General features: G+C 44.7%; 9 protein-coding genes. 8 read left to right on the top strand and 1 reads right to left on the bottom strand.

Annotated elements, in window-relative coordinates; all coding sequences use genetic code 11:
- Positions 1–74: 74 nt before the first annotated feature.
- From QY309_15200 to ispF, 5 genes are all read left to right on the top strand, one after another.
- On the top strand, positions 75–314 hold the full coding sequence (locus QY309_15200) for a DUF6364 family protein (protein ID WKZ59200.1): 240 nt from the start codon (positions 75–77) through the stop codon (positions 312–314).
- The gene (locus tag QY309_15195; protein WKZ59199.1) at positions 314–724 is read left to right on the top strand and encodes a PIN domain-containing protein; all 411 of its coding nucleotides are present in this window, start codon (positions 314–316) and stop codon (positions 722–724) included. Before QY309_15200 ends, QY309_15195 begins: the two co-directional genes overlap by 1 nt.
- Complete coding sequence (locus QY309_15190; protein ID WKZ59198.1) at positions 724–1,959, top strand: pitrilysin family protein; 1,236 nt, start codon at positions 724–726, stop codon at positions 1,957–1,959. The genes QY309_15195 and QY309_15190 overlap by 1 nt, the downstream gene beginning before the upstream one ends.
- Positions 1,960–2,209: 250 nt before the next feature.
- Positions 2,210–2,671, top strand: a complete 462-nt coding sequence (gene tnpA, locus QY309_15185) for an IS200/IS605 family transposase (protein ID WKZ59197.1) — start codon at positions 2,210–2,212, stop codon at positions 2,669–2,671.
- Between the two features lie 241 nt (positions 2,672–2,912).
- Positions 2,913–3,398, top strand: coding sequence for a 2-C-methyl-D-erythritol 2,4-cyclodiphosphate synthase (ispF, locus tag QY309_15180; GenBank protein WKZ59196.1), 486 nt, complete (start codon positions 2,913–2,915; stop codon positions 3,396–3,398).
- Between the two features lie 3 nt (positions 3,399–3,401).
- Here the strand turns inward: ispF and QY309_15175 are convergent, their stop codons facing one another.
- The gene (locus QY309_15175) at positions 3,402–4,457 is read right to left on the bottom strand and encodes an AI-2E family transporter (GenBank protein ID WKZ59195.1); all 1,056 of its coding nucleotides are present in this window, start codon (positions 4,455–4,457) and stop codon (positions 3,402–3,404) included.
- Between the two features lie 26 nt (positions 4,458–4,483).
- On the opposite strand from QY309_15175, the gene mnmD reads away from it, so the two are divergent.
- From mnmD to QY309_15160, 3 genes are all read left to right on the top strand, one after another.
- Positions 4,484–5,155 carry a tRNA (5-methylaminomethyl-2-thiouridine)(34)-methyltransferase MnmD gene (gene mnmD / locus QY309_15170; GenBank protein ID WKZ61708.1) on the top strand — a complete coding sequence of 224 codons (672 nt, stop codon included), beginning with the start codon at positions 4,484–4,486 and terminating at the stop codon, positions 5,153–5,155.
- A gap of 173 nt (positions 5,156–5,328) precedes the next feature.
- On the top strand, positions 5,329–9,849 hold the full coding sequence (gene gltB, locus QY309_15165; protein WKZ59194.1) for a glutamate synthase large subunit: 4,521 nt from the start codon (positions 5,329–5,331) through the stop codon (positions 9,847–9,849).
- Positions 9,850–9,852: 3 nt separating this feature from the next.
- Entirely contained in the window at positions 9,853–11,322 is a 1,470-nt protein-coding gene (locus QY309_15160) for a glutamate synthase subunit beta (GenBank protein ID WKZ59193.1), read from the top strand.
- Positions 11,323–11,344: the final 22 nt, after the last annotated feature.

Here is an 11,344-nt window from a genome sequence, read left to right as displayed (position 1 = left end):
GCAAATTTAAACGGGATGTGTGGAACTTGTTTGTACGTATTTAAAGTTTATTTTTGTACGTAGAGGTAATCGCTATGGACGAAGTAAAATTAACCCTGAAACTCAAGAAAAAGACCATTGAAAAGGGAAAACGGTATGCCCGCAAGCGTAATACGAGTCTATCGAAAATGGTAGAAAACTACCTGGAAAAGATTACACAACAAGAGGGAGATGAAATTACCCCCCTGGTGAAGAGTCTATCGGGAGTTCTCAAAGGGGATTCGCTCGACTACAAGTCGGGTTATGCAGACTACCTTGATCGCAAGTACAAGTAATGGACCGCGTATTTGTTGACACCGATGTGATACTGGATTTGCTTGGCGAGCGTCAGCCCTTTTACAAAGGAGCAGCGCATCTTTTTTCAAAAGCGGATAAGAGCGAAATTAAACTTCACGTATCCTCACTCAGCTTTGCCAACACGCATTACGTGCTCCGAAAAAAATTTTCTGATAGGGAAACAAGAAAGATTCTCTCCGGGTTTAAAGTTTTGGTAACGGTTTTACCGGTTACCGATAAGGCAATTGATTTGGCGCTTGCTTCGCGGTTTGCCGATTTTGAAGATGCCATTCAATATTTCACCGCTATAGAACACTCAATAAAAATTCTGATCACACGAAGTTTGAAAGACTATAAACATGCTGACATTCCGGTAATGACAGCCGACAGCTATTTAAAGACACTTTGATGATTGCATATTCTGAGTTTATCCTTGATAATGGCCTGCGCGTAATTGTGCACGAAGACCATACCGTACAAATTGCCGTCATGAATATTTTATACGATGTGGGTTCACGCGATGAAGACGAAAATAAAACGGGCTTTGCGCATTTGTTTGAACACCTCATGTTCGGAGGCTCGGTTAATATTCCCAATTATGACGAGCCGTTGCAGCGAGTAGGAGGAGAGAACAATGCCTTCACCAATACCGATATCACCAACTATTACCTCACCGTTCCGGCTGCTAATATTGAAACCGGCTTTTGGTTGGAGAGCGATCGCATGTTAAGCCTTTCGTTTGATCCGAATGTACTGGAGGTTCAGCGAAAAGTGGTGATTGAAGAATTCAAGCAGCGTTACCTCAACCAACCGTATGGTGATGTTTGGTTAAAACTGCGACCGTTGGCTTATCAGGTCCATCCGTACAAATGGGCAACTATTGGTAAAGATATCAGTCATATTGAACGCGCCACGATGGATGATGTGAAAGAGTTTTTCTTTTCGCATTACGTTCCGAACAACGCTGTACTTGTAGTGGCGGGCAATGTTACAGTTGATCAGGTACGCGGTTTAGCTGAGAAATGGTTTGGACCTATTCCGGCTGGCAAGAAAAGAAAACGTGCATTGAAGCCAGAACCTGCTCAGGCCACCAAACGGCAATTAGTTATAGAGGCCAATGTTCCCGCGAATGCATTTTACAAAGTGTATCACATGCCGGGTCGCTTTCATAACGACTACTTTGCTGCCGATTTATTGAGTGATGTGTTAGGCCGTGGTCAATCGAGTCGGCTGTATAATACACTGGTAAAGGAAAAGGAAATTTTTACATCGCTATCTTCATTTGTGATGGGAACCCTTGATCCGGGTTTGTTGGCGATTAGTGGTCGGGTAAAGGATGGTATCTCTCTGGAGCAGGCCGAGGAGGAAGTGCAGCAGGTAGTAAATGAGGTATTAAAAAATGGCGTGGAGCAGGAAGAACTTGAGAAAGTAAAAAATCAATCTCAAACCACCTTCGAGTTTGATGAAGTGGAGGTGATGAACCGTGCGATGAATCTGGCCTTCGCGTCACTTTCAGGTGATGTAGAGCGGGTAAATAAAGAACGTGATATGATGAATCAAGTCTCTACGCAAGATATTATGCGCGTGGCGGAAGAGATTTTGAGAGAAGAGAACGCAAGCGTGATGTATTACAAAGCAGGGTGAGAGAATCGGTCGTCCCTACGGGACTAGATTACTCTTGGTAGGATGTTACCATAGGGTCGTCCTTGGCGGGACTCAGGTTGGCGTGATAAATTTTGATTAGGGACGTTTCAAAAATGAGTGTTTACCACAGCTTATTATACGATCGTCCCTGCGGGACTTGCTCACTTATTGTAGAGATGCCTTACCATATGATTGTCCCTAACGGGACTCTATAAAGTTGTATATTATCTTCAATGAGAAATTGAAATAAATGGCTAACACCTACTCACAGGTAAATATTCATTGTGTATTTGCGGTTAAAGGTCGTGAGAACCTGATCACGAAATCTTTTAGGGATGATTTGCATCGCTATATGTCCGGAATTCTGAAAAATGATGGTTCCTTTCCTTTGGCTGTTAATGGTTGGTTAGATCACGTTCATGTTTTCTTTGAGCTACCGATGACTATGGCCATTTCCGATCAGATGAGAATGCTGAAGGCCACTTCATCAAAATGGATTAACGACAACAAGCTGGTTAAAGGAAAATTCAGTTGGCAGGAAGGTTATGGAGCCTTTTCCTATGCAAAGTCGCAACGCGATGTAGTAATTAATTACATCAAAAATCAGGAAGAGCACCACATGAAGCAAAGTTTTAAACAAGAGTATCTCGAATTGTTGAAAAAATTTGAGATACCTTATGACGAAAGATATATCTTCGAGTTTTATGATTGAAAGCCCCGTTAAAATACAAATTGGTTAGTCTCATTAGAGACGACTTTATGGTAACGAGGAAAACAAATTGGTTCAGTCCCGTTAGGGACGGCCTTACGGTAAGAAGAAAAAGCAAATTGGTTTAGTCCCGTTAGGGACGGCCTTACGGTAAGAAGAAAAAGCAAATTGGTTTAGTCCCGTTAGGGACGGCCTTACGGTAGTAGAGATGTAATTTTAGATAAGTCCCGTTAGGGACGACCTTATGGTAAAGATACGAGTAGGTTTAGGTTTCGATGTACACCAATTGGAAGAAGGTCGTGATTTTTGGTTGGGTGGAATAAAATTACCCGCACCCAAAGGAGCCACCGGCCATTCCGATGCGGATGTATTGATTCACGCCATTTGCGATGCGTTGTTAGGCGCAGCCAATTTGCGCGACATTGGTTTTCATTTTTCAAACAAAGATGCCCGCTGGAGCGGCATGGATAGCAAGTTTTTTCTGAAAGAAATAACGCGCATGCTGGAAGAAAAGGGCTGGAAGATTGGCAATGTGGATTGCACCATTTGCCTGGAGCATCCGAAAATCAACCCGCATATTGACGAAATGAAAAAAGTGTTGGCACCCTTGATGAACATTGAAGAGGATGATGTTTCTATAAAAGCTACCACAAACGAAAAACTCGGGTATGTAGGTCGCGATGAGGGTGTGAATGCCTATGCTGTAGCACTCATCACCAAGTCAGCGTAATACTTATTCTTTTTTCGACTCTCCGCCCAGTAAGATCGACCAGATTTTCAGATCCGGAGTTCTGTCGGCAATCATTTTCATAATCCCTATAAAGGGAATGAACAAAATCAATCCGGCAACGCCCCAAAGAATTCCACCAATAACAATGGCCGCAATCGTAACCAGCGCATTGAGTTTTAAGCGACTGCTTACGGCAACCGGAAATATTACATTGGCTTCCAGGTATTGAACAACGGAGAACACCGCGATTACGCCTACCGGATACCAGATGGAATTATAGGTGACCCATGAAATGGTAATGGGTAAAAGTGCGGCAATGATAATTCCGACATATGGTATGAAGGTGAGGATGGAGGCGGTGAAGCCAAACAGCACCGGGTGCGGTATGCCCAATATGTATAATCCTAAGCTGTTCAGTAAGCCCACAATCAGGTACACCAGTAACATGCCTTTGATGAAATTATAATACGATTGAATGCTCAGATGAAGAATTTCGCGAATACGTTCCTTTCGTTGCGCAGGAAACAATCGGTATAACACGTCAACCCAACGTTCCCGATGATAAAGTATCAGCACCACATAAACGGGAATCAAAATGAACAACACACCCGACACCGTGCCTGCGGAAATCGTTTTACGTACAAATCCCATCGCATCCGAGCCGGATTGCTGACTGAGATTTTTCAACCACTCGTTTTGTTTTTCAACACTGATATTTAGTTCCTGGGTTACCCACACACTCAACTCGCTGAAGGTTTGAGCAAGTTTATCTTGTAATGCTCCCCATTCGTTTGAGAAACTTAAAAGTTGGAGTACAAATAGATACAGGATGGCTGCAACCAAAATAAAAACCAACGAAAGGCTCAGCAGAATGGCATTCATTTTCTTAATCTTGCGTTGCTCCAGCCAAATACAAATCGGGTAAAGAATGCAACTGATGAGCAAAGCAAAAGAAAGTGGAATAAATAGCGGCCTTCCCACATACAGGATAACGCCTCCAAAAACGATATATTGAAGTACAGTGAGGTAGGAGGGTGCTGTGTTTGCCTGTAGTTTCACAAAACGAATGTAAGGTAAAGCCTGAAATTTATACCATGATAGAAATCATCTTTACGAAGGACGGTTCTCAGACTTTACGCAACGTTGAGTTAAACGAGACCTATCACTCCATTCATGGCGCGGTGCAGGAGTCGCTTCACGTTTTTATTCGACACGGACTGGAATTTGTGCAGGAAAAATCTCCTCAGAAGATTTCCATTCTTGAAATTGGTTTCGGAACTGGATTAAATGCGTGGCTTACCGCCAGGCATATTCAAGATGCGAATGGGCACGTGGAGTATGTAACACTTGAATCATTTCCGCTGGAAGAATCAATTTGGACAAAATTAAACTATGCTGAGAAGGATGCCGATAAAGCACTTTTCACCAGACTTCATTTGGCTGACTGGAACAACCCGATTCAGATTAACAATAATTTCAAACTTCATAAAAAGCACGTGTCAGTTCAGGAAACTGATCTTCCCTCATCCGAATTTGACCTTGTCTATTTCGATGCCTTCGCTCCTGAAAAGCAACCCGAAATGTGGTCGCAGGATGTTTTGAAGAAGGTAGTCTCGACTATGAAGCCCGGTGGAATATTTGTTACGTACTGTGCAAAGGGGCAAGTAAAGCGCGACTTAAAAAGTTTGGGACTAACTGTTGAAGCATTGCCCGGGCCTCCGGGAAAGCGGGAGATGATTCGCGCACATAAGACTTAGTCAGAGTCCAACATTATCCTGATTTTCTGGTTCAAATTTTCCGAACACGTTTGCAGCAAACGTTTGTTGTAATTTAATGACCATTATTCTGTTTTTATTTCTCATGATGTAGTTATTTCAAAATATTATTTTGACTTACTAATCATTTACAAAATTATCTACAACCACAGATAATGAGAAAAAAGGCCAGCCAAGGGCTTTATACGCCAACCCTCGAGCATGATGCCTGCGGCATCGGTTTTATTGCCAACATTAACGGAGCGAAGACACACGCGGTGTTAACGGATGCGCTTTCCATGTTGGAAAATATGGAGCATCGTGGCGGCAGGGGCAGCAGTGCAAAAACCGGTGATGGTGCCGGAGTGTTACTTCAAATTCCACATGATTTTTTTTACTCGGAAGCTGAACGCTGCGGATTAGCACTTCCTGAGCCGGGCAAGTATGGCGTGGGCATGATCTTCTTTCCGCGCGACAAAAAACTCAGACAAGCTTGCAAAGAAGCTATTCAACATATTGCTCATACACTTCAGTTGACTTTAATCGGGTATCGTCCGGTGCCGGTGAATCACAGTATTCCCGGCCCGGGCGCTGCTGAAGTGGAACCTTGCATTGAGCAACTGTTTGTTAAACCTCAAAACGAATCGTGGGAAAGACAAACATTGGAACGAAAGCTTTTTGTGTTTCGAAACTTTGTCACACACTCCATCACAAAAAAAATTAAAGGTGCCGGTAAGGAATTTTACATCGCGAGTTTTTCAACGCAAACCATTATTTACAAAGGCCAGCTACGAACGGATCAACTGCGAACGTACTATGCTGATTTGCAAAATGAATACGTCACCACTGCCCTTGCTTTGATTCACTCCCGGTTCTCTACCAACACCTTCCCCAACTGGAAACTTGCGCAACCTTTCCGCTTCATTGCACACAATGGCGAGATCAACACTATTCGCGGAAACGTCAACAAAATGAAATCGAAAGAAGCATTATTTAAATCCGCTCATTTTACAGATGAGGAGTTGAAAATGCTTTTACCGATAACAAATCCGGATCATTCCGATTCGGCCAACCTCGATGCCTTGGTGGAGATGTTGGTGCTATCGGGCAGAACATTGCCGCATGTGCTCATGATGTTGGTGCCTGAAGCCTGGCAGGATAACAAATTGATGGACACCCACCGAAAGGCGTTTTACAAATACCACGCCTCCATGATGGAACCTTGGGATGGGCCCGCAGCACTGGTATTCACCGATGGTTGCAGAATTGGTGCTACGTTAGATCGCAATGGATTAAGGCCTTTACGGTATTGTGTAACGCGTTCAGGAAGAGTAGTCGCCTCATCGGAAGCCGGTGCGTTAATGGTTGATCCGAAAGATGTGTTGGAGAAAGGACGCATCACTCCAGGAAAAATGTTATTGGTTGATCTGGAGAAAGGAAAAGTATTTGACGATGAAAAGGTGAAGCGGTCTGTGTATGAAGGCAAACCGTATTATCAATGGATCATTGATAAGCGCATCAAACTTCGACAAGAACCTGTACCGGAAAATTTTGAAGAGACCTTTGAGCCCGATACGCTGCTTCAACGGCAACAAGCGTATGGATACACCAGTGAAGATATAAAGACAATTCTTACACCCATGGCCGAAAAAGGATATGAGCCCATTGGCTCCATGGGCGATGATACGCCATTGGCGGTATTGTCGAAAGAAAGCAGGCACATCTCAAATTACTTCAAGCAACATTTCGCACAGGTAAGCAATCCGCCTATTGATCCGATTCGTGAACGTTTGGTGATGTCGTTGTTTACGCGTGTGGGTGCCAGCTTGAATGTATTGCAGGAGAGTGCTGAGCACACCGCTCAGATACACATATCACAACCGGTGCTGCTAAATTCCGATCTGGCGAAGCTTAAGAATTTTGTCGATCGGGGTTATGATTATGCCGTGATTAACTGCGTCTTTAAAGCCGACAACAAACCTGGTCGACTCAAAGAAGCGCTGAAGAAAATTTGTACTGAAGCCAGACAAGCTGTTGAAGCAGGTAAACGAGTTATTATTCTCTCGGATAAATCCATCGGTAAGGAATATGCACCAATTCCGTCTCTGTTGTCAACCGGCACGGTGCATCACTTTCTTGTTGAAAACAGAATTCGCACGCACATCGGACTGGTTGTTGAAGCGGGTGATGTTTGGGAAGTGCATCATTTTGCCACTATTATCGGGTATGGCGCAAGTTCGGTAAATCCATACCTCGCGCTCGAAACCATTTATAATTTAAATGAGAACGAGGCATTAACCAAAAAGCTTGAACCCAATCAGGTTTTTGCGAACTATCAAAAAGCCATAGGCAATGGATTGCTGAAAGTGATGTCGAAGATGGGCATCAGTACGTTGCAATCATATCAATCGGCTCAGATTTTTGAAGCCATTGGATTAAGCACCGAAGTTATCGAAACCAGTTTTCGTGGAACAATCTGTCGCGTTGAAGGATTAAGCTTTGATGATTTGGCAACGGAAGTGTTGGTTCGGCATCAGTTAGCATTTGCTACAAACAATTCGTCTTTACCCGTTGGCGGGATTTATCAATGGAAGCGTAAAGGAGAGAAACATTTATTCAGCCCTGAAGTGATCCATTGGCTTCAACACTCCACAAAGATGGATAACTATTCGTTGTATAAGAAGTATGCCGATAAAATCAATGACCAGACAAAAGATCAACTGACGCTTCGTGGGTTACTGGAGTTTAAGAAGCGAAACCCGATACCTGTTGAAGAAGTTGAACCAGTAGAAGAAATTTTCAGGCGATTCGCAACAGGCGCGATGTCGTTCGGCTCCATTTCGTTTGAAGCACATACTACCTTGGCCATTGCCATGAACCGGATTGGAGGGAAAAGTAACAGCGGTGAAGGTGGTGAAGATGAAAGTCGGTATGAACGAAAATCAAATGGTGACTGGGAACGCTCAGCTATCAAGCAGGTTGCCTCCGGAAGGTTTGGAGTAACGAGTTATTATCTCGCCAATGCCGATGAGTTGCAGATTAAAATGGCGCAGGGCGCAAAGCCCGGTGAAGGTGGCCAGCTCCCGGGTGATAAGGTGGATGACTGGATTGGTCGCGTGCGGCATTCAACACCCGGGGTTGGATTGATTTCTCCGCCACCTCATCACGATATTTATTCCATTGAAGATTTGGCGCAACTGATCTTTGATTTAAAAAATGCCAATCGCACCGCACGCATCAATGTAAAACTTGTTTCGCAAGCCGGTGTGGGTACGGTTGCGGCCGGTGTGGCTAAAGCCAAAGCAGATGCCATTTTAATTTCGGGTGCCGATGGAGGTACGGGTGCTTCGCCAATCAGTTCGGTTCGGCATGCCGGATTGCCGTGGGAACTTGGACTGGCTGAGGCGCATCAGACACTGGTAAAAAATAATTTACGCAGTCGCGTTACGTTGCAAACCGATGGACAGATTCGGACTGGTCGGGATATTGCCATTGCCACGTTGCTTGGCGCAGAAGAATGGGGAGTGGCAACAGCCGCCCTGGTGGTTGAAGGTTGCATCATGATGCGCAAGTGCCACCTCAACACCTGCCCGGTTGGTATTGCTACGCAAGATACTGAACTGCGTAAACTCTTCACGGGTAATCCGGATCATGTAGTAAACTTTTTCCATTTCCTCGCGCAAGATTTACGCGAAGTGATGGCCGAGTTGGGCTTCCGTACCATTAACGAAATGGTTGGCCGAACCGATGTGCTTCGTGTGCGACAAGATGTTAATCACTGGAAAGTGAAGAAGCTCGACTTCTCGCCAATACTATATCGTGAAGCCACGGCAGAAGGTGTTGGTCAGTACAAGCAAATCGATCAGGATTTTGAATTGGAGAAAGTACTCGACCGGAAATTGGTAGAGTTTGCACATGAAGCATTGGCTAAAAGCAAACCGGTCTCTGCATCATTCAACATTGAAAACACCAACCGATCAGTAGGTGCCTTACTTTCCAATGAAGTTTCAAAAATCTATAAAAGCAAAGGCCTTCCAGAAGACACGATTCATTTTCGTTTTAAAGGATCGGCTGGCCAAAGCTTTGGTTTGTTTACAGCGCCCGGCATCACTTTCGAGTTGGAAGGTGAAGCCAACGATTATGTTGGTAAGGGATTATCTGGCGGCAAACTCATTATCTATCCCGACAAGGAAGCCACATTTAAACCTGAGGATAACATCATCATTGGTAATGTGGCGTTCTACGGGGCTACTTCGGGTGAGGCCTACATTCGCGGTCAGGCAGGTGAACGATTCTGTGTGCGCAACTCAGGTGTGAAAGCTGTTGTTGAAGGTGTTGGTGATCATGCTTGCGAATACATGACGGGTGGACGGGTGGTCATTCTGGGAAAGACAGGCAAAAATTTCGCAGCAGGAATGAGTGGAGGAATTGCCTATGTGTTTGATCCGGAGCAGACCTTAAAGGAGTTGTATAATCCTGAAATGGTGGAGTTGGAAAAAATGGAAGCTGACGACAAAGCTGAAGTGTATAGCATGATTGAAAAACATTATCACCACACCAATAGCGATCCAGCCGATTGGATTTTGGAAAACTGGGACTTTGCTGTGGATATGTTTTTAAAAGTGATGCCGCGCGATTATAAAGCGGTACTGCAAAAGCAAGCCAAAATAAAAGTGACCGAAAATTTAGCACACTAACGCATGGGACAAGTTGATGGCTTTATGAAGTTCAACCGTGAGATGCCGCAAACGCGCCATCCGCATGAACGCATAAATGACTATAAAGAAATTTATCCACCGATTGATCACAGCCATGTGAACAAGCAATCAGCCAGGTGTATGGATTGCGGGGTTCCGTTTTGTCATAGCGGTTGTCCGCTGGGTAACAACATTCCCGATTTCAATGAAGCGGTGTACAAAGGCAAGTGGGAAGAAGCTATTCAGATTTTAAGTTCAACAAATAATTTTCCTGAGTTTACCGGAAGAATTTGCCCCGCACCATGCGAAGCCAGTTGTGTGTTGAGCATCAACAACAAACCCGTAACAATTGAATACATTGAAAAGGCGATTGCGGAAACCGCATTTGAAAAAGGATACATCAGACCACAGCCGCCTAAAGTCAGAACCGGTAAACGGGTTGCCGTGGTAGGCTCTGGTCCGGCTGGTTTGGCGGCAGCAGCGCAACTAAACCAAGCGGGACATTGGGTAACCGTTTTTGAACGCAGTGATAGAATTGGTGGCTTGCTTCGCTACGGTATTCCGGATTTTAAACTGGAGAAAAAAGTGCTCGACAGGAGATTGAAGATCATGGAACAGGAAGGCATCATCTTCCGGCCAAATTCACACGTGGGTGTAAACGTAAGTGCGCAGTTTCTTCGCGATGAATTTGATGCAGTAGTGGTATGTGGTGGTGCATCAGCTCCGCGCGATCTTTCCATACCTGGAAGAAATTTTATTGGAGTTCATTTCGCGATGGATTTCCTGACCCAGCAAAACAAGCGCGTGGCAGGCGACCGGATTTTTTCAGGCGATATTTTAGCAGCAGGAAAAAACGTTTTGGTGATTGGTGGTGGCGATACAGGATCAGATTGTGTGGGGACATCAAACCGGCAGGGTGCAAAGTCGATAACACAGATTGAACTTTTGGCGAAACCTCCCCTTGCCCGAAATACAGATACCAATCCGTGGCCGCAGTGGCCGATGATTTTGAATACTTCCTCCTCGCATGAAGAGGGCGTGGAAAGAAAATGGGCTCTCCTCACAAAAGAATTTGTTGGTGATCACATGAATCGCCTGACCGGACTAAAAGTAGTGGATATTGAATGGGGTTTGCTGGAGAATGGTAAGGCTGGATTCAAGGAAATTGAAAACACTGAGCGCATTATACCGTGCGACCTGGCGCTTCTTGCCATCGGTTTTACCGGAGCTGAACGTGGTGGCCTGGTAGCGGAACTAAAACTTAGATTGGATGAGCGCGGCAACATCCAAACCCATAATTACATGACTTCAAGAAAGGGTGTGTTTGCCGCGGGTGATGTTCGCAGGGGCCAATCACTGGTAGTTTGGGCGATTTCTGAGGGACGCGAAGCCGCCAAGGCAGTTGATTTGTGGCTGATGGGTGAGTCGCAGTTGGAATCGAAAGATGAGTCGCTTGTGAAAGTTTCTGTCTGACTTTGAATAATTTTTATTTACC

This window comes from Cyclobacteriaceae bacterium (genome assembly GCA_030584025.1).
In the GTDB taxonomy this organism is placed as follows: Bacteria; Bacteroidota; Bacteroidia; order Cytophagales; family Cyclobacteriaceae; genus UBA2336.
The sequence above is the reverse complement of the archived record's forward strand: the minus strand, read 5'-3'. Positions and strand labels throughout refer to the sequence as shown.

Excerpts from the sequence above, each read along its gene's own strand:
- QY309_15190 (WKZ59198.1), top strand. The coding sequence starts at position 724 with ATGATTGCATATTCTGAGTTTATCCTTGATAATGGCCTGCGCGTAATT.
- QY309_15195 (WKZ59199.1), top strand. The coding sequence starts at position 314 with ATGGACCGCGTATTTGTTGACACCGATGTGATACTGGATTTGCTTGGC.
- QY309_15160 (WKZ59193.1), top strand. The coding sequence starts at position 9,853 with ATGGGACAAGTTGATGGCTTTATGAAGTTCAACCGTGAGATGCCGCAA.
- tnpA (WKZ59197.1), top strand. The coding sequence starts at position 2,210 with ATGGCTAACACCTACTCACAGGTAAATATTCATTGTGTATTTGCGGTT.
- QY309_15200 (WKZ59200.1), top strand. The coding sequence starts at position 75 with ATGGACGAAGTAAAATTAACCCTGAAACTCAAGAAAAAGACCATTGAA.
- gltB (WKZ59194.1), top strand. The coding sequence starts at position 5,329 with ATGAGAAAAAAGGCCAGCCAAGGGCTTTATACGCCAACCCTCGAGCAT.
- ispF (WKZ59196.1), top strand. The coding sequence starts at position 2,913 with ATGGTAAAGATACGAGTAGGTTTAGGTTTCGATGTACACCAATTGGAA.